Raw genomic sequence first — 18115 nt, 5'->3', positions numbered from 1 at the left:
TTGACTCATGGCCAGCATCAGAAAGCACCCTCGGAGCGAATAACTACCTCGCCTGTTTTACCGGCGACGATGACAACGACATCGACGATCAAGAGGGACGGTCGTGTCGAATCACGCCGAAAGGCACAAAAGGTCGCCGACACCTTCGAGGACATTGCTCGGAACCTCCTTACCGCAGTCCAAGCCCAGGCTGTGATCCAGGAACTCTTTCAGAAGGCCAGGCAGGAGTCGCTGCCATCCACCAGCATCAAGGATCGCGCGCAGGACTGGCCCGCTGACAAGGAAGGGGCGATCTCTCCTAGCAGCCCGGTGAAAAACGCCAATCGCCCGGTCAGTTTTCCTTCCGAGCATGTTTGAGTCCCGCGCCCCTCTGCCGAGAGCCAGCCCGAGTTCTGGATCGATACCCGCCGCCTGCCGCATGTCACGGCCGGGACCTTCTACCGCAAGCTCGAGGCAACGCTCGATTCCATTGGATTCGCGGCAGGTGTACGCGAGATCTGCCGCCCCGCCTACGCGGATGCCGCCAAGGGCGGCCGCCCGGCCGCCCAGGGCTGCCCTTGCTGCGAAACTACACTTTCGCCGCCTTGGCGGGACTCACTTGGTATCTCCAGTTCTTTTTCTACACGATGGGCGAAGCGCAGATGGGCGACCCGAGATTCAGCTCGTGGGCCCTGCACATGGCGTAGGGGATTCTATTCGGCACACTCTGAGGCCTGGCACTGCGCGAGTGGAAAGGTGCCGGACGCCGCCCGTTCATGCTGCTGTGCGCGGGGATCCTGCTGCTGCTTTCCACCGCAATCATCGGCTACGGGGATTCCCTGAGTTCCCGCGCTGCGGCTCCCTGATTTCAGAAAACTCAAAATACATCACCCATGAAACTCCATCTCACACTTCTTTTGACTACGGCGTTGCTCGGCATCGCCCCCCTTTCGGCCCAATCCGACGACACGCTGCTCGCCAACTTCAAAAACCCGCCCGAGACGGCCCGCCCGTGGGTTTACTGGTTCTGGAACAATGGCAACGTAACCGAGAAAGGCATCCGCGCCGATCTTGCCGCGATGAAGCGTGTGGGCATTGGCGGAGCGATTATCATGGATGTCTTCGAGCGCTTCGCTCCGCCGCCGGGCGATGCTGACTACATGGGCCCGAAATGGCAGTCGCTCATGAAGCTCGCATTGGCGGAGGCCAGGCGGCTCGGGCTTGAGATCACCCTCACCAACGGTCCCGGCTGGTGCGGCAGCAGCGGCCCGTGGATCACGCCGGAACTCTCGATGCAGGCACTCGTTACCTCCTCCGTGGAGGTGGATGGCTCAGGCCTCACCACGGTCAAGGTGCCCCAACCGCAACTTCCGGACCGCCATATCGACGTCTTCGACACCAAGCTCGAAACCGATGACTTCTACCGGGATATCGCCGTGCTCGCCTATCCGCAAAAGCTTGCCGGGGAAAAGGTCGACCTTGATGACGTGATCGACCTCACCCGCGAAATGAAGCCCGACGGCACGCTGCGGCACCGATTTCCCGAGGGGAAATGGACGATCCGGCGCTTCGGCCATACCAGCACCGGTGCTTCCACTCGCCCGCCGGTGAAGGGCGGCAACGGCCTGGAGTGCGACAAGTTCAGCGCGGAGGCGATCGCTCTCCAGTTCGACAAGGTGGTGGGCATGCTTGAAAATGCAGTGCCTGCGAAAAACGGTCGCGGGCTGGTGGCCACCCACGTCGATAGCTGGGAAGTCGGGCACCAGAGCTGGACGGCACGCTTTCCCGAGGAGTTCCGCCGCCGCCGGGGATATGATCTCACGAAATACCTGCCCAACCTCTTCGTGCCGGCCGGCCAGGCTGCGGTCGCCACTCCGGGGGAAGCGGATCGTTTCCGCTGGGACTTTTATCAAACCTGCTCCGAGCTGCTCTCGGAAAACTACATCGGTGCGCTCGCCTACCTGGCACACGAGCGCGGCATGCGCCTCAGCCTGGAGGGCTACAACCTGCCCTTCGGCGACGAGGCCAACTACACGACCTTCTGCGACGAGCCGATGACCGAGTTCTGGTCGACCGGCGGGGCCGAAGACGCACGCAAGTGCCACGAAATGGCATCGGTCGGCCATGTGATGGGCCGCCGGGTGATCGGTGCCGAGGCATTCACCGCCAGCCAGGCGGACGAATGGACCCTACATCCCGCGCTGGTGAAGACGATGGGCGACTATCAGATGTCACAAGGCGTCAACAAATTCGTGATCCACCGCTACGCCATGCAGCCATACAACGACCGCTTCCCCGGCACCACGATGGGGCCGTGGGGACTGCACTACGAGCGGACGAATACCTGGTGGAACATGACCGGGTCGTGGCACGACTACCTTAGCCGCTGCCAGTATCTGCTGCGTCAGGGACACTACGTTGCCGACGTGCTCTACCTGCGCCACCAACATCCGAACCAGACGTATTTCACGCAGGATCCGCCCTTGCCAGCCGGCTACCGTTCGGACGACATTTCCGCGCTCCAGCTCATCTCCCGCGCCTCGGTGAAGGACGGTCGCATCGTCCTACCCGATGGCATGAGCTACCGCCTTCTCGTCGTGCCGAACACGCCCATGACACCCGCATTGGTCGGCAAAATCGCCGAACTCGCCGAGGCAGGAGCCACGATCTACGGCCCTCGACCGGTAACATCGCCGAGCCTCCAGAACTACCCGGCGTGCGATACCCGCGTGGCCGGACTCGCGGCCAAAGCTTGGGGTGACTGCGATGGCGGCAAGGTGACCGAACACCGCTTCGGCGAAGGCCGCATCGTACTCGGCAGGCCCTTCGGAGAGCTGCTCGAGGAAACGACCGGCGGCCCCGACTTCAACTCGGAAACGCGGCTGAACTGGATTCACCGCCATATCGGTGGTCGGGACGCCTATTTCATAGCCAATCCCACCGATGGTCCGGTCGCCGCAACCTGCGATTTCCGCGTCGGCGGGAAAAACGTGCATCTCTGGCACCCGGAAACCGGAGAGGTCAGCAAGCCGGGCCTGATCCGGACAAACGCAACCGGCACGCGCTTGGAATTGCGGATGGAGCAGGGCGAGAGCTTCTTCGTGGTCTTCTCCGGAGACGAGCCGCCAGCTGTTTTCATCGCGGGAATCGAACGCGGAGAGAAGGCCGTCCCGCTCATTTCCAACCTGCCGGACATCGAGGTTCTGAAAGCGCGGTACGGGCCGTCCGGCGACGCAGCGCGCACCATCGACGCCAAGGGCGTCTTTGAACGCCTGCTCCAGGAGGGCCGCCGGTCGTTCAAGGTGAGCGAGCTCGCGCACGACCAAGACCCGGCCTACGGCACCGTCAAGACGCTCGAACTGGAGATCAGGATCGAAGGCGAGACCCTCATCTGGTCAGGCACCGATCCGCAGGAATTCGACCTGCTGCGTGCCTTCGACCGGCTGCCGGCCGCATCGATCCGCGGCGGGGAGGCGCCCGGAAGCTTCATCCTCTCGGTCCGCGAGACGGGGGACTTCGGCGTTAAGACGACGACCGGAAACGAGAAGCGGGTCGAGGTAGCAGAAATGGAACGCCCTCTCTATGTCGCTGGCCCGTGGACCGTCGAATTCCCGCGGAACTGGGGAGCGCCGTCGAAGATCCAGCTCGCGGAATTGATCTCCCTGAGCAGCCACGAGGACGAAGGCGTGCGGCACTTTTCCGGGGTCTCCACCTACCGGACCGTATTTGATTATCCCGATGCACCCTCCTCTGCCCCGGGCACTCCGCGCTACTGGCTGGACCTCGGCCAACTGCAGGTCATGGGCGAAGTCACCCTCAACGGCAAGCCGCTCGGCACCGTGTGGAACCGCCCGGCCCGTATCGAGGTCACCCCCGCGCTCCACCCGGGCCGCAACGAGCTTGTGATCCGCGTGGCCAACCTGTGGCCTAACCGGATGATCGGCGACACGAGCCTACCCGAAGGGAAACGCTTCACCTGGAGTTCCTACCAACCGTTCAAACCGAACTCCCCGCTGCCGCCATCCGGCCTGATTGGACCGGTTCGCATCGAAACCGAGCGCGAAATCGTGCTGACGTTCTAACATCTCGCCAGTTGCTTCGTGCACGACGCGAAGGACAAGCACCCCGCAAATACGGTGAAGATGCAATGATCGGCTACTCATCCTCGCAGCCTTGCTGCTTAATATTGAAGCCGGGAGAGAACATCGACGGAAACACCGACTTCAAAGGCAAAGAGCGCCGCCACGACCACCATGCTTCTGGTCGGCGGCGACGAGATGTTTCACGTTCAGCCCGGTGTGCTCGATGCGGAGAGCTTGCGCACCGAGTCCCGTCGGCCGATTCCCCTACCATTCGACTCATCCGACGAGAAGGCCGAGATCGACATCGAGGGCATCGCCTGGTCGGCGGAGGCCTCCGCCTATTACGTAACCGGCTCCCACGGCGTCGGCGAGAAGAAGGGCGACGTGCAGCCCGCCCCTCTCACTCTGTTCCAAGTTCCGGCTGAAGCCGATAGGTCGATCCGCCGCGAAGACCTCACCCCCGCGTCGCTCGAGCCGTGGTTCCGCAAGACGCTCGTCGAACTCGAACCCAATCTCCCCGCGCCGTTGCAGAAAAACGGACTCAACATCGACGGCCTCGCCGCGCGCGCCGTCAGCAGGACGAAAGCATTCGGGCCATCTTTGCAAAAACTTCGCTCCATTGACTGAACAAGAAAACGGATGTCAACTGTTGCCTATCGGAATGCGAGTCTCAATCAAGTCCGGTATCCTTGCCTCCATGAATTCAGCATCACCCATCCGCCTGCTTCTGTCCGGCGAGCTTTCCTTCGGCCCCGGCAAGGCGGAATTGCTCGAGAAAATCGACGGCACCGGAAGCATCCAGCTCGCCGCGGCAGAAATGGGCATGTCCTACATGAAGGCGTGGAAGATTGTGAAGGGTCTCAATGCGCGTTTCCGCGATCCCGTGGTCGAACTCAGCCGCGGAGGAAACGCCAAGGGCGGCGCGATTCTCACACCGACGGGGCGCGAGATCCTCGAACTGTACCTTGAGGCGGTCGAGCTTGCCGAGCGGGCCACTCACCCCAAATTCCAGCGCATGAGGGAACTGCTCGCGGAACGTGAATAGGTTTCATGGGAGGTAGACCCGTTATACTTTTCCGTGTATAACGGGTCTGGTTTGATCCCCGCCCATGCGGATCAAATGCCTCGTGATGATATTGTCGGTTACCGGCATGGCCAGCCTTCCGGCTCTGGAGGAACTCGGCGAACTCGTCGTGGATGCCGAAGTCCTGAATCAGATCGATCAGGTGGACCGGAGCGAGGCGGATGCTTTCTTTCGTACGGACTTGGCCGAGTCCCTGAGCATCCTGCCGGGAGTGTCGCTCCAGCGGGTCGGCGCCCGGTCGGAAACCATGGTGACTGTGAGAGGGTTCGATCTGCGCCAGGTCCCGGTGCTCATCGACGGCATCCCGGTTTATGTCCCCTACGACGGCTACGCGGACTTGGGGCGATTCCTCGTCCCGAATGGCGCCGAAATGGAGGTGGCGAAAGGAATCAGCCCGGTGCTCGCCGGACCGAACGCGCTCGGTGGCCTGATCAATGTCCATACGCGGCGGCCGGAGGAACGGCTCGAGGACGAGATCCGAGCCGGGGCTTTCACCGGAGACGGTTGGAAGAGCGGCCTCGCGGCGGGCGGCCGGGAGGAACGGTGGTACTGGCAGTTCGACCTTTCCTGGATCGAGCAGGACGCTTTCCGGCTTTCCGACGATTTCCAACCCGTGCCCACCGAGGATGGCGGCCGCCGCGAGAACTCCTGGCGGCAGGACTTCCGCGCCTCCGGACGGATCGCCTGGACGCCCGCCGGGGATGACGAATACGCGCTCGGCTTCTGGATCCAGCGCGGTGAAAAGGGCAATCCTCCCTACACCGGCTCCGATCCGACGATCCGGGCCCGCTTCTGGCAATGGCCCCAGTGGGACAAGACCACGGTCTATTTCCTCTCCCGCACGGAGATCGGCAATGACACCGTGCTCGAGACCACCGCCCACTACGACCGCTTCGAGAACCTGCTGCAGTCCTACGACGATGCCACCTACAGCACGCAGACCCGGCCCTACACTTTCAATTCCTACTACGACGACTGGATCGCCGGAGCCTCCGCCAAGATCGAGAACCGCTCGTGGCAGGACCTCCGGCTTGCTGCGGCGGTTCACTACGAGCGCGATCATCACGAGGAATGGGAACCCGCCACACCCACCTACACCTTCGAGGACGAGACCCTCTCGATCGGCTTCGAGGCGGAACGGACGCTGCTCTGGGACGCCAGCCTGACCGCCGGCATCAGCCATGACTGGAGGAACATCCGGGAGGCGGTCGATACGAACACCGGCGCGCCTCTTGGTGGTTCGAAAACCTCCTCCTGGAATCCGCAGGTCATCTACCGCCAGTCGTTCGGCGATGCGATCGAGGGGCACCTCGGCTACGCTGGAAAGAGCCGCTTCCCGACCATCAAGGATCGCTACTCCTACCGGCTCGGTCAGGCCATTTCGAACCCGGACCTCCAGCCCGAATCCGCGGACCACTTCGACATCGGGATCCGCGGGAGCCATTGCGACGGCGATTTCAACTGGCAGCTCGGCCTGTTTTATTCCCGCATCACCGATGCGATCCAGAGGGTCGATAACGTGGCCTTCGATCCCTCGGGGGCGGGACTGTTCCAGCTCCGCAATGTCGGCAAAGTCGAGCACCACGGCCTGGAACTGGCCATCAACCGCCGGTGGAGCGAGCGGATCGAATCCGGCATCCGCTACGCCTGGACCGAAGCGGAGAACCGGACCGATTCCTCGATCTTCGTCACCGGCGTCCCCGAGCACGAGGTTCTGCTGTACTCCACGATCTCACCCGTTGAAGGGCTTCGTCTCATCCCCAGCTACACCTGGGCGGACTCGCGCGTGGTCACCACCACCGGAAAGCGGGTCGGACATTACGCCCGGTTGGATTTCCGGGCGGAAATCCAACCCTCCGATGCATGGACGCTGGGCCTCGGCGTCACGAACCTCCTCGACCGCAACCAGCAACTGGACGAGGGCTTTCCCGAGCCCGGCCGCAGCTACTATCTCGATCTGAAATATGAGTTCTAGAATCCTGATCCTGCTCTTCCTCCTGCTCCCGCTTTTTTACCTCCGTGCGGATCCTCTCCTCCGGTTGCATGATGGGGAAAAGTGGACCGCCATCGACCGGGCAAAATGGGAGAAGCTTCCTCGGACCAAGGTCAACGCCACTTCCCGGTCGGAGGAAAAGACGGTCTTCGAAGGAGTGCCCATCGGCGAGATCCTGAAGCTTCTCCATGCGCCTACTGGCGACCAACGGCGGGCGGAGAAGATGAAGCTGATGGTGCTGATGACGGCCCGGGACGGCTATCAGACCGCCTTCTCGCTCGCCGAGCTCGACGACAGTTTCCGGAAACGCGGGATCATCCTCGCGGACTCCGCTTCCGGGAAATCTTTGAGCGATTTCGAAGGCCCGCTGATGATCGTCGTTCCCGACGAGGAGCGGCATTCCCGCTGGATCCGGCAGGTCAGCCAAATCGCACTGATCACCGTCCGAAATTCTCCGCCGCCGTGAACATCCCGTAGGCGCGAAATCACGAAAGGAAATCGACTGCTGCCAAGTCCGGTATCAAATCTGGAACCCGATTGAAGCCACGCTCAAGGCCGTCGACGAAGTCGCCAACCGGCTCGGGCATCCGGTGGAGGAAGCCATGTCCGCCTACCGCTCGGCCGCCTACAACCGGAAGATTTCCGGAGCGACCAAGTCCCTGCACAAGAACAACGCTGCCCTCGACGTGAAGTTCCCGGTCGCCGCCAACACCGCGAGAAAACTGCGGGCGCAGGGATTTTCCCGTGAAGGTGTCGGGCGATATCCATCGTTCACCCACATTGACACCCGGGGGGCACAACGTGGACTGGTGAAGGCTCCATCGACCGCCACCCCCCAGTTTCATGCCCGGAAGCGACGACCACTTCTCCCGATGCCGGGCGACTCAGTCTCCGCTCGCCCATCGCGATCCAATACCATCCGAGGTCTGCTAACGAAGAAAGCTGGGCACCGGCGTGCCGGAACTACATTTCCGAGTCATCAGGGATCAACTGAGCCAACTCAATAACGTGATCTCCCTTGATATCCCTCGTCGACTTTAGCCACTTGCTTCTTTCGGGACCGGACGCCGATGCCCCCCTTGGACAATATGTATTTCCGTGTCAGTCCGTCCGCTTCGAAAAACCTGATTTTCTGGCGAACGATTTCCGCTCCCGGACGGAAATAGGATGATGAGATTCGTTAAACGCTTGGGAATCGCGGGAATTTCGCTGGTTCCCCTCTGGTGTCAGGCCGCCCCTGGAGATCCGGATCCTTCCTTCGCCCCGATCGTGAGAAATGCGATTCCGCCCGGTTCGGTGCGGGTGTTGCCGGACGGGAGTGTGCTTCTCGGCAGTTCGTGGGAGGGATTCGATCACATCGACGACATGCCGGTGGGCGACCGGATCCTGCTCGGTCCCGATGGCGAGGTGTCCGGCGAACCGGTTCCCGGGCTCCTGGAGCCGCTGGGTAATCTGGCGTTCGTCGACGGCATTTCGACCAGCGCATCCCGGGACTGGTTTTCACTGGGCCATGGCGAGTGGTTGCTTCCCGACGAGGCCGACGGATGGTTGAAACGGCAGGCGAACGGAACTCTCGTTCCTTTCCCTACCGCGTTGCCGGAGGGTCAGCGGATCGTTCCCCAGTTCGTGGCCGGTGACCGTTTGTGGGTGATCCGGACCGGGGGCGGACAGCGTTTCGCGGAGATCCGCGACCGTTCGGACGGTGCGATCGATCCTTCGTTCCAGCCGTCGGCCGATTGGCCGGACCAGCCTCTCCAGCTTATACCCGCGACGGGAGGCGGGGCGTGGGTGATGGGGGGAGATTCCTCCCCGCTCCTTTTGGCCAGCTGGTATGGCGGGGACAAGGCCAACGTGATTTTCCGGATCGCGGATGACGGCTCTTTCGATGAAATGGTCAGCCCTGTGGAGGTCAATCATTACGCCCGGCCCTCGTTGTCTCCCGCCGCCGACGGTTTCCGGGTGGTAACCGGACGCGACAGAAGGTTTTCCCTTTTCTACGATTCGGCTGAAACCCGGACCATCGACTGGCATGACGACGAAGCGGCATCCACCCGGAGGATGAGCTTCGTGTTCCCCCGCGGCCGACCCTTCACCTGGGCGGAGGATGCGACCGGGGCGGTGGTGTCGGTGGGGCGCGACGGACGTTTGCAGCGTTTCACCGGCACGGATACGACGGACACGTCTTTTGTCGGTCCTGGCCGGGCGCGGTCGGTGATTGCCTTGCCGGACGGCAAATGGCTGGTGGACGGCACGCGCCGTTTGCTGGCGGACGGGCAGCCCGATCCGGATTGGCATGTGTCCAATCCGACCGCGCCGGGACAGGTGCGCTCGATCCAAGCTCTGACGGACGGCAGGCTGTTGGTCGAGGGGCGTTTCTCGTCGTTTGAGGGAGCGGCGGCGCGGGATCTCGTCATAATGAATGGCGACGGGTCCGTCGATCCGGGGTTTGTGGCCGACCCGCGGGCCGCCTTCCCCGTTTCCGCCGCGTTTTCCGAGGGGGCGGTCTATGTGGTGACCGGGTATCCGGTGAACTTGCCGGGTGGAAGCGTATCGAATCTCGTCAAGCTGGGTTCTGGCGGAGGGCTCGATGAAACCTTCGACGCCGAAGAAGGCACACAACTTTGGGGCGGCCGGTTCACCCAAGTTTTCGCCCAACCCGGGGGCGGGCTGATCGCCGTGAGAAGGAGCGAGGCGGAGGTTCCGATGGAAACCGTGTTTTTCATGGATGCCACGGGGACGGTGCAGGCACGACTTCCCTCCTCAATATCCCGGCTCGGGCGGACGGTGCTCCCCTTGTCGGCGGGCGGATGTGTCGTGGGACCGGTGATCCATGGGGCCGACGGCACGCAGCTTCGCCAACTCGGAGGGTCAGCGGAACTCAACCCGGTCTGCGAATGGCAGGGTGGCGTCCTTTTCACGGAAACCCGCTCGTCGGATCCGGCACGACAACGTCTGAGGTGGTGGCGGGATGACAGATGGGTGGCCGGCTTCGCCGCACCGCCGCTGACGGGAGGTCAGGGTGTCCTCCATGCGACGGAAGGAGACGAAGGCAGGCTCTATCTGGCGGCGAATTGGGTCGGCGTCGGCTGGCGGATCCGCCGCATGTTGCCGGACGGGTCGATCGACGAAGCGTTCGCCGCCCCGGAGTGGAAGTTCCGGGTGCGGAGGGACGCGGGCACTTGGAGGATTGCGGGAAGCAGCGGGCTTGAGAACTTCGATCCCGCGAGCTGGGACAGGGCCGTCATTCCATCCGACTGGGCGTATCATCCCGGCACCTCGAAGCTGTGGGTGGGAGGCTCTTTCAATCTCGTCGATGGCCATGCGAGGGACGGGCTCGCCCGTCTGGAGGCGGGCGGCGTGTCTCCTCCCTCGGGCGAACCCCTCACCGCCTATGACTCATGGGCCATCGCCATGGAGCTTGGCGAAAGTGGTCCGGAAGACGACGACGATGGCGACGGGGTCGTCAACGCGCTGGAGTTCCTTTTCGGCTCCGATCCTCGCCAGGCATCCGAAGGGGCGCGGGTTGATGTCGGGGGCGAGATGGCGGTCTTCAGTTATCCGGTCAGTCTTGAGGCCCTCGACTCGACCCACGAAGTGGAATTCAGTGACGATCTGGTAGGTTGGGAGACAGCCGATGAAACCAACGCGCTTCTCACCTCCGGCCCGGAGGTCGGTGATGTGATCCGGATCAGCGTTTCCCTTCCAAGAGCGGATCAACGGAGGCTGTTCTTCCGGCTACGGGCCGAAGTTCGTTAATCTGATGCATGCCGCTCGACCAAGGCAGTTGGAAAGGACGATGAGGAAGGGAGAAGACATGCCTGAATCAGCTTGCCATTCCTCGACCGACCCTCCCTCCCTGCTTTGGGACGGCACTTGGCTGCTCGAGCGCATCGCAGGCGGAGATGGCAACGCATTGGAACAACTCTACCGGATGTGGGGGGACCGGCTTTTCAGCATGGCGGCCCATCTCCTCGGCGACGAAGGCGCGGCCGACGAGGCGCTGCAGGATTGCTTCCTGAGAATCTGGAAGAAGGCGGGGGAATACGATCCCGCCCGATCCCGGGGCTTCACCTGGGCGGGCATGATCCTGCGCGGCATTTGCCTGGACATGCTTCGCAAGCGCCGCCGCCGCGCGCCGGTGTGGGCGGACGAAAGCGCCATCCCCGAACTCGGAGTGCCCGCGTCCCACGGCGGTGTCGAGGATCTGCTCTTCAGGGACACCGTCCGCCGGGTGGAATCGGCGCTTCGAGGACTTTCCGAAGACGAAGCGGGGATCGTGAGGACGGCCTTGTTCGATCCCGCCACGATCGACGAGCAGGCGGTCCGCTGGAAAGTGCCGGTGGCCACCGCCAAAACCCGGCTGTTTCGCGCGATGAAGAAACTGCGCAAACTGATGGAGAACCCAAAAGGAGGAACACCATGAAAAAATCGGATCGTGAAGACGCCCTGATGCGGGCGCTGGATCTCTTGCCGCAGGCTGACGCTTCGCGAACGGACCCGAAATTCGCGAGGAACGGCGATCTTCTCGACGAAGCGGACGCTGCCAGGGAAACGGCCATCAATGTGTGGCTGGCGTCCTCACGCTTGAGCGCCGCCCCTCCCGGGACCCTCGGACGGATCATGGACAAACTGCCTCCACCATCCCCACCGGTTCGCGGGCAGGCAGAGATTTCCCGGCCGTGGAGGCTTGCCGCCGTGGCCGGCTGGGCGGCGTCCATCGCTCTCGCCTGCACATGGTATTTCACGTCCTCACGGGAGTCTTCCATGATGACGCCCGCGATCGGGGAGTCGGTGGACCTTCCGGAAGCGGTTCCCGATACACGGGAGAATCAGATCCGCACCTCACCCACGAGACTGGACAGACCTCGTCGTCCCCATGAGGAACGCCGACTCCGGGAAGAAATCACGCGTCTCAGGGAGATCGTGGAAAGCGCTAACGGAAAAGATCACCTTCCGAAGGTCAGGAAACTGTCTCGCCCCGGAAGCGCGGGCAGGAATTCCGAGGAATCCCGGGAGCATCTCCGAAAGCTGTTGGTCGATGCACTGCGCTCGTCCTTGGAGGCGGAAACAGGAGCGCCCGGTGATCCCGCCTCATTGGTGATCGAACGCGGATGGCCGATTGAGGGGGTGATTCCTGCGGATAGTGACATGATCGTCCGCCACCGGCATTTTCCTGAAACCTCGTGGGAGGAGTTCGGCCTCTGGCAATCGGACGACGGCACCTACTACGACCCGGCGAGCGATATGATCTGGTTTCCCGATCCCGATCAGCGTGGCTTCATCGGACGGCTCGCCGATGCGGGAGATGATCTGGATGGATTCCATCCTGGCGCTGGAGCCGCTCAAACCCAAAAGGTCACACAGACGGAACCCGGTGGCTTTCTGATCGAGAAGCCGGAAGACGGCACGGTGGATGCGGTAATCGAGGGAATCAATCCACCGTCCGAAGGCCAGACGACATGGCTGGTCTGGACCCTGCCGGATGGCAGCACCAACGAGCAGCCACTGGCCGAATCGATGTTCACCGGAAGCGGAACGATTCTCGTCAATTCGGGGTTTGGCATGGAGCCTATCGGAAACATGGGCATGGCTCCGAATGTCGGCGCAGGAAACACGAACCTGGAGATCGAGGTGCGCACCGACGACGGAACCCTGCTGGGAACGGTTCTGGAGAGCGGAGATTGACCTGCAACCGGGTTCCCTCCTCCGGTTGATGGAATCGATTTCAGCTCAGGTGCTGTGAATGAATCGGAGGCCAGAGGCGCGGACGCGGCAAATACGAGACCGCCACCGGTCAAAGTCCATTCGTCAGCTCATAGGCTTGCCGATCGGGCCCGGGCGTTCCCCCTCAGTTTCAGGACAACACCTTCATCGATCCTTTCCGATCCCTTTCGAAAGCATGCAGGAGCCGGCCCTCCGGATTGATGAAGCGCACCGTCAGTTTCTCTTCGGTGACATGGATGTGGTTGAAACCACGGGTCTTCATCGAAAAATCCTTTCCGGCTTCGGCGACATCGTGACGGCTCGCACCACCGCCTCCTGAGACGATAAAATCCTGCGCATACCCTTCGGCACGCAGATGCTGGAGGGTGTGATCGTGGCCGGCGAAGCAGAGGGAGACGCGGGGATCGCCGAGGGCATTCTTCCATTCCTCGCGCAGCCTCCGGCGCTCCCGGTCCCGATCCGGCTTGGCGTGGGAGAACAGCGGATAGTGGGACGCGATCCAGATCCATTTCGCCTTAGTGGGCCGCTTCAGCTCGGCGGCGAGCCACCGCCGTTGGGCGATCTTTTCCTGAGGTGTCAGCGCACCTTCGAAGTAGTTCCCGTCGAGAAACAGAATCTTCACCAACGGATCGTTCACCGGACCGAGTTCGCGGGAATACCACTTGGCCGGCATTTTCCACCGCGACCCCGGGTTGCGAACGGAGTGACCCAGCTCCATGTCCGCCTTCGCCCGGCCTTGTTTTGAATCGTAACCGGGACCGTAGTCATGGTTGCCGAGAACGGCGTAGAACGGGCAATCGAGGGACGCCTTCGGGTAGTAGCCGCCGAAACGCGTCGGAATGGTTTCGGGTGAAAGGTGGCCGTAGAAATTGTCTCCCAGCGCGAGAACGGCGGCGGGCGACATGCGGCTTTCCTTCACCAGGCCCACCATAGCATCCGCCACCGCTCGTTGCTTGGCATTGTTGGTCCCGAAGTCACCCAGGGCGAGGACATGGAGGCCTGCCTCCCCCATTCCAGCAGCCGCTTCGAGGTTCCCCGAAGCTGCCCCCGCAAGCAGGCCGGAACTGAACAACAGGGTGGTCTTGAGGAAGTCGCGGCGGGAGGTGGCTGGATGGGCTGGCATGGATTCGGCAATTCGCTTGGGGGATACGAGCGGCTCCATCGGGAAATTGCCGCCGGTCTGCTTTTCACAGAAGTGCTCGATCTCGGAGAAACCATTCATGCCGCAGAGCATGGCGGAGACGACCATGAAAAGGATCTCGCCAACTGCGATCAGGTAGCCGTCGACGTCCCAAAGCTGGATCGAGACCTACATGGTAGTCGCAAGACCATCCTTCTAGGTTCCGGCAGTGCGATCCGAAAGCATTCAGAATCAGCTCCATAACCGAACGGAGCGCCGCCGGAGGCCCATTTGAGTCGGTGACTTGCCTGCCGGCCCCGACACCACTTTTTACCGACGTTTTACGCACCAACGGGCTCCAGCATGCTGAAATCACCGGATGATGAGCCTCATCCCGCATGTTGTTTTTGCCGCCTTACTCCTCTCTGCTTCGATCGATCCCCTGCGGGCGCAGGACAAGGAGGCGGGGATGCAACGTCGGATCTCCGTCACCGGCACGGTGGAGTTCAAGACTCCTCCGGACGAAATCGTTTGGAACATCCGTCTGGTTGACGAGAATCCGCATCTCGCGACGGCCAAGGAAAGCAACGATGGTAAGATCTCTGCAGTGCTGGCGCTACAAGAGACGCTGGAAATCGATGCCGGGAATCTCGAGACAGGCCATCTGAACATCGAACGCGAATACGAGCGCGGCGCGCATGGAGAACGCGGTGACTTCAAATATTTCCGGGTCAGTCGCCAGGTGGTCATTCGACAGCAGGACCTAACGCGCTTCGACGAGTACCTCGATGCCCTTGTTTCCAGCGCGGAAATCGAGGCGAACTTTCAGTTCGAGTCCTCGAAAATGCAGGACCTTCGCGCCGAGGCGCGGTTGAAAGCCATGGGCATTGCGAAAGAAAAGGCCTCCGGGATGGCGGAAGCGGTGGGCGCGAAGGTCGGCCGGGTCCTGACGATCAACGAGCACTCGGAGGGAGAATTGCCCAATCGCGCCTTTACAAACAATTCGATGTCATTCGACTCAGCACCCATCATCGACCGATCCTCGGGAACGATGATCCCGGGCGCGCTAAGTACCAAAGTCACCGTTTATGTGAGTTTCGAGCTCGAATGAGCAGGGTGTCCCCCCAGCCGGTATGGTTTGAAATCAGCAGAAGGCCTCAAAGGAGCGCGCCAAAGATATGTCGGACCGGGTCATCAGGACGAGCTGAGAATCAAAGGGGGGTCGATCAGGCATTACGCCCCACTCGAACCTCCGGGTCGCCGTCCTCCTACCGCTCCTCGACGACCTGCCCGCCTCCGCCGTTTCAACGGAAGAGGGACCAGATGCCCAGCGCGAAGAACCCGACCCACACCGCCGCGATGTGGGCGATACCGAAGCTGCGCGCACCCGGGGACTCATCGGCGTGTTCGGGATTGGGGCCGAAAAGCGCTCCATACTTCGTGACCAGCCAGCCACCGAAGACGATCCAACCGAAGAGGAAGAGGACGGTGAGTAACTTGATGAAAATGATCATGCGGGGTGCCGGAAGCCTGCCATTCCCCTCGCCTCCGGAAAGGTACAGATCGCCCCGATTCACAGCGGCACACAATCTGTCATGGGCTTTTTTGATTCCCGCTGTATCTGGAAGGCCGCGGACAACCCCGCACGCTCGACTTCGATGCCCGCCGCCACACCGCTGTACCGCAAACTCTCCAGCACGCTCGCCGGACTCATTCGCGCTGGCACCTTTCCGCCCGGGTCCCGTTTTCCCTCCATCCGGCGCACGAGCCGCGAGCATGGAGTGAGCATCACCACGGCCATGGAAGCCTATCGGTGCCTTGAGGACGAAGGCTACCTCCAGGCGCGCGCCCGCTCCGGCTACTACGTCTCACCTCCGGTCATTTCCCCGGATCGCTTTCCCACCACCGGCACCCGTCCATCCAGCCCGCTGAAAGTGACTCATGGCACGCTGTTTGAGACCGTCATCGATCACGCGAGCGGCCAAGGTGCCGTATCCTTCGCGACGGCGGCGCCCGGAAAGGGCATTGTGCCGGAAACCCGTCTCGCATCCATCAGCCGCGAGATCATACGTCGCCACGGCCTGGAGGCGCTGAGCTACACGCCTCCGCAGGGTCGATGGGAGCTGCGCGCGGCTCTTTCCCGCCGCCTCTACAATCTCGGCCTAACAGTCGCACCGGACGAAATCATCACCACGCAGGGCGCGACCGAAGGCCTGATGCTCGCGCTGCGGGCCACCGCCGAACCGGGAGATCTGATTGCAGTGGAAGCTCCCTCCTACTTCGGCACCCTGAATCTGATCCGCGACCTTGGTCTGCGCGTCATCGAAATTCCTGTCGATCCCCGCAGCGGACTCGTCGTCGAAGCCCTCGAAGTTGCCTTGAAGAAGCACCGTATCGCCGCCTGCGTGGTGCAGCCACATTTCCAGAACCCGATCGGGAGTCTCATGCCTGAGTCCCGGAAAAAGGCCTTGTCCGCCCTCGCGGAACAACACGGCTTCGCCATCATCGAAGACGACGTGTATGGCGACCTGGCCCATGACGGCACCCGCCCTTCGTCGATCGCGCTCCACAGCGATCGGGTGATCCATTGTGGGTCGGCGTCGAAGACCATTGCTCCTGGTCTTCGCGTCGGCTGGCTGTTACCGGGAAAGTGGCATGCCGAAGTCCGGCGGCTGAAAGGTATCCAATGCCCGTGGAACGGGACTCTTTCCGAATTCGTGATCGCCCGTTTTCTGGATGCAGGCGGCTACGACCGCCACCTGCGGCGCATTCGGAGGCTCTACGCGGAACAATGCGCGCAAACCCGCGAGGCGGTCTTGAGCCATTTCCCAGAGGATGCCCGTGTGAATCAACCCGCCGGCGGATTCGTGCTGTGGTTGGAAATGCCCGCGGGCTTCGACGCGCGCAGCTACACCGCCGCGGCCTTGCGCAAAGGGATCGGCATTTCCCCGGGGCCGATTTTCTCCGCCACCGCCGGACTGAACCACTGTTTCCGTCTCGCCTGCGGTTTCGCTTTCGGCACGCGCACCTTGGAAGCCATCGCCACACTCGGTAAACTGGCCCGCCATCATCGCTCGTGAATGCGGCACGACATGGATGGTGGTCGGGACTCGCAGGTGTCACGATCTTCGGTTTCACCCTGCCGGCAACCCGCCTGGCGGTCGGCTCGCTGGATCCGATGCTAGTCGGATTGGGGCGTGCCGTTGTCGCTGCCATCCCCGCCGCCACCCTGTTGATTCTCACCCGCCAACCCCGACCTCGGCCGGATCAATGGAAACGGCTCTTCATTGTGGTATCCGGTGTTCTGGTCGGCTTCCCGGTTTTGATAGCGTGGGCGATGCAGCGGGTGGATGCCTCCCATGGAGGCGTGGTGCTGGGTATCCTTCCCCTCGCCACCGCCTGCGCCGCATTCTTCCGTGCGGCCGAATCCCCTTCCCCGCGCTTCTGGATCTGGAGCGGGGCGGGCAGCGCCACCGTTCTCGCTTTTGCCCTGAGCGAGGCGGGAGGAAAGGCGACGCCGGCGGATGCTGCTCTCCTTGCGGCCGTCGCCTGCGCCGCGATCGCCTATGCCGAAGGTGGCCGGCTTTCCCGTGAACTCGGCGGCTGGCAGGTCATGTGCTGGACGCTGGTGCTCGGGTTCCCACTGCTCATCGGTCCCACCGCCTTCCTCGCATTCCGACACGGCCTGCACGCCACCCCTGCTGCGTGGGCCGGCTTTGCCTGGCTGGCGCTGGGCAGCTCCTTCCTCGGCATGTTCGCCTGGTATCACGGACTCGCCCTTGGCGGCGTTGCCAAGGTCGGGCAACTCCAGTTACTCCAACCCTTCTTCACCTTTCTCTTTGCAATGGTCTTCCTCGGTGAACGCTTCGGCTGGCAACCCATTGCCTGTGCCGCGCTGGTCGCTGCCTTCATCGCTCTCGGCCGCAGTGAAACGCACGGAGTGACACCAAAGCGACCTTCGCAGTCACCCGACTCGGAACCCGTTTCGCGTTCAAAGCAGTCAAGCCAGGCCTCCTCCCCCTCGCGACCGTCCGGATGAAGTAGTCTGGCCAAACGGAGCCAGGGACCTTGTTGTGATGTGGTAGGTATAGGGTGACGCAGCCAATCGAAACAACCGCGAAACGGAGAGAAGA

The 18115-nt window shown here is 62.4% G+C and carries 16 protein-coding genes; 14 read left to right on the top strand and 2 right to left on the bottom strand.

Annotated elements, in window-relative coordinates:
• Positions 1–69: 69 nt before the first annotated feature.
• From ABXH26_RS05950 to ABXH26_RS05900, 11 genes are all read left to right on the top strand, one after another.
• The gene (locus tag ABXH26_RS05950; RefSeq protein WP_353566124.1) at positions 70–357 is read left to right on the top strand and encodes a hypothetical protein; all 288 of its coding nucleotides are present in this window, start codon (positions 70–72) and stop codon (positions 355–357) included.
• Entirely contained in the window at positions 354–686 is a 333-nt protein-coding gene (locus ABXH26_RS05945) for an L-rhamnose/proton symporter RhaT (protein ID WP_353566123.1), read from the top strand. Before ABXH26_RS05950 ends, ABXH26_RS05945 begins: the two co-directional genes overlap by 4 nt.
• Positions 687–872: 186 nt before the next feature.
• Entirely contained in the window at positions 873–4061 is a 3189-nt protein-coding gene (locus tag ABXH26_RS05940; protein ID WP_353566122.1) for a glycosyl hydrolase, read from the top strand.
• 171 nt (positions 4062–4232) lie between these two features.
• Positions 4233–4688, top strand: coding sequence for a hypothetical protein (locus tag ABXH26_RS05935; RefSeq protein ID WP_353566121.1), 456 nt, complete (start codon positions 4233–4235; stop codon positions 4686–4688).
• Positions 4681–5106 (top strand): winged helix-turn-helix domain-containing protein, encoded by a 426-nt coding sequence (locus ABXH26_RS05930; RefSeq protein WP_353566120.1) that lies wholly within the window; start codon positions 4681–4683, stop codon positions 5104–5106. Before ABXH26_RS05935 ends, ABXH26_RS05930 begins: the two co-directional genes overlap by 8 nt.
• Positions 5107–5212: 106 nt before the next feature.
• Positions 5213–7120, top strand: coding sequence for a TonB-dependent receptor plug domain-containing protein (locus ABXH26_RS05925; protein WP_353566119.1), 1908 nt, complete (start codon positions 5213–5215; stop codon positions 7118–7120).
• Positions 7110–7604, top strand: coding sequence for a hypothetical protein (locus ABXH26_RS05920; RefSeq protein WP_353566118.1), 495 nt, complete (start codon positions 7110–7112; stop codon positions 7602–7604). The genes ABXH26_RS05925 and ABXH26_RS05920 overlap by 11 nt, the downstream gene beginning before the upstream one ends.
• On the top strand, positions 7588–8145 hold the full coding sequence (locus ABXH26_RS05915) for a D-Ala-D-Ala carboxypeptidase family metallohydrolase (RefSeq protein WP_353566147.1): 558 nt from the start codon (positions 7588–7590) through the stop codon (positions 8143–8145). Before ABXH26_RS05920 ends, ABXH26_RS05915 begins: the two co-directional genes overlap by 17 nt.
• Positions 8146–8407: 262 nt before the next feature.
• Positions 8408–10894 carry a hypothetical protein gene (locus ABXH26_RS05910; protein WP_353566117.1) on the top strand — a complete coding sequence of 829 codons (2487 nt, stop codon included), beginning with the start codon at positions 8408–8410 and terminating at the stop codon, positions 10892–10894.
• A gap of 58 nt (positions 10895–10952) precedes the next feature.
• Entirely contained in the window at positions 10953–11561 is a 609-nt protein-coding gene (locus tag ABXH26_RS05905; protein WP_353566116.1) for an RNA polymerase sigma factor, read from the top strand.
• Positions 11558–12823 (top strand): hypothetical protein, encoded by a 1266-nt coding sequence (locus ABXH26_RS05900; RefSeq protein WP_353566115.1) that lies wholly within the window; start codon positions 11558–11560, stop codon positions 12821–12823. Before ABXH26_RS05905 ends, ABXH26_RS05900 begins: the two co-directional genes overlap by 4 nt.
• Before the next feature lie 169 nt (positions 12824–12992).
• On the opposite strand, the gene ABXH26_RS05895 is transcribed toward ABXH26_RS05900, so the two are convergent.
• On the bottom strand, positions 12993–14111 hold the full coding sequence (locus ABXH26_RS05895) for a metallophosphoesterase (RefSeq protein WP_353566114.1): 1119 nt from the start codon (positions 14109–14111) through the stop codon (positions 12993–12995).
• Between the two features lie 250 nt (positions 14112–14361).
• Between ABXH26_RS05895 and ABXH26_RS05890 the strand changes: the two genes are divergently transcribed.
• Complete coding sequence (locus ABXH26_RS05890) at positions 14362–15093, top strand: SIMPL domain-containing protein (RefSeq protein ID WP_353566113.1); 732 nt, start codon at positions 14362–14364, stop codon at positions 15091–15093.
• Positions 15094–15286: 193 nt separating this feature from the next.
• Here the strand turns inward: ABXH26_RS05890 and ABXH26_RS05885 are convergent, their stop codons facing one another.
• Positions 15287–15496, bottom strand: a complete 210-nt coding sequence (locus tag ABXH26_RS05885; protein ID WP_353566112.1) for a hypothetical protein — start codon at positions 15494–15496, stop codon at positions 15287–15289.
• 81 nt (positions 15497–15577) lie between these two features.
• Between ABXH26_RS05885 and ABXH26_RS05880 the strand changes: the two genes are divergently transcribed.
• Together ABXH26_RS05880 and ABXH26_RS05875 are read left to right on the top strand one after the other, a co-directional pair.
• Positions 15578–17062, top strand: coding sequence for an aminotransferase-like domain-containing protein (locus ABXH26_RS05880; protein WP_353566111.1), 1485 nt, complete (start codon positions 15578–15580; stop codon positions 17060–17062).
• Positions 17059–18021: a DMT family transporter gene (locus tag ABXH26_RS05875; protein ID WP_353566110.1), complete on the top strand. Its 963-nt coding sequence runs from the start codon at positions 17059–17061 to the stop codon at positions 18019–18021. The genes ABXH26_RS05880 and ABXH26_RS05875 overlap by 4 nt, the downstream gene beginning before the upstream one ends.
• Positions 18022–18115 lie beyond the last annotated feature (94 nt).

This window comes from Haloferula sargassicola (assembly GCF_040362925.1).
GTDB lineage: Bacteria > Verrucomicrobiota > Verrucomicrobiia > Verrucomicrobiales > Akkermansiaceae > Haloferula > Haloferula sargassicola.
Note: the sequence above shows the minus strand (reverse complement) of the source record. Positions and strands in the feature narration are given on the sequence as shown.

What these genes read in the sequence shown, in the direction of transcription:
- ABXH26_RS05895 (WP_353566114.1), bottom strand. Translation starts at nt 14,111, where the DNA reads ATGGTCGTCTCCGCCATGCTCTGCGGCATGAATGGTTTCTCCGAGATC.
- ABXH26_RS05920 (WP_353566118.1), top strand. Translation starts at nt 7,110, where the DNA reads ATGAGTTCTAGAATCCTGATCCTGCTCTTCCTCCTGCTCCCGCTTTTT.
- ABXH26_RS05950 (WP_353566124.1), top strand. Translation starts at nt 70, where the DNA reads ATGACAACGACATCGACGATCAAGAGGGACGGTCGTGTCGAATCACGC.
- ABXH26_RS05890 (WP_353566113.1), top strand. Translation starts at nt 14,362, where the DNA reads ATGATGAGCCTCATCCCGCATGTTGTTTTTGCCGCCTTACTCCTCTCT.
- ABXH26_RS05880 (WP_353566111.1), top strand. Translation starts at nt 15,578, where the DNA reads ATGGGCTTTTTTGATTCCCGCTGTATCTGGAAGGCCGCGGACAACCCC.
- ABXH26_RS05900 (WP_353566115.1), top strand. Translation starts at nt 11,558, where the DNA reads ATGAAAAAATCGGATCGTGAAGACGCCCTGATGCGGGCGCTGGATCTC.
- ABXH26_RS05905 (WP_353566116.1), top strand. Translation starts at nt 10,953, where the DNA reads ATGCCTGAATCAGCTTGCCATTCCTCGACCGACCCTCCCTCCCTGCTT.
- ABXH26_RS05885 (WP_353566112.1), bottom strand. Translation starts at nt 15,496, where the DNA reads ATGATCATTTTCATCAAGTTACTCACCGTCCTCTTCCTCTTCGGTTGG.
- ABXH26_RS05940 (WP_353566122.1), top strand. Translation starts at nt 873, where the DNA reads ATGAAACTCCATCTCACACTTCTTTTGACTACGGCGTTGCTCGGCATC.
- ABXH26_RS05925 (WP_353566119.1), top strand. Translation starts at nt 5,213, where the DNA reads ATGGCCAGCCTTCCGGCTCTGGAGGAACTCGGCGAACTCGTCGTGGAT.
- ABXH26_RS05935 (WP_353566121.1), top strand. Translation starts at nt 4,233, where the DNA reads ATGCTTCTGGTCGGCGGCGACGAGATGTTTCACGTTCAGCCCGGTGTG.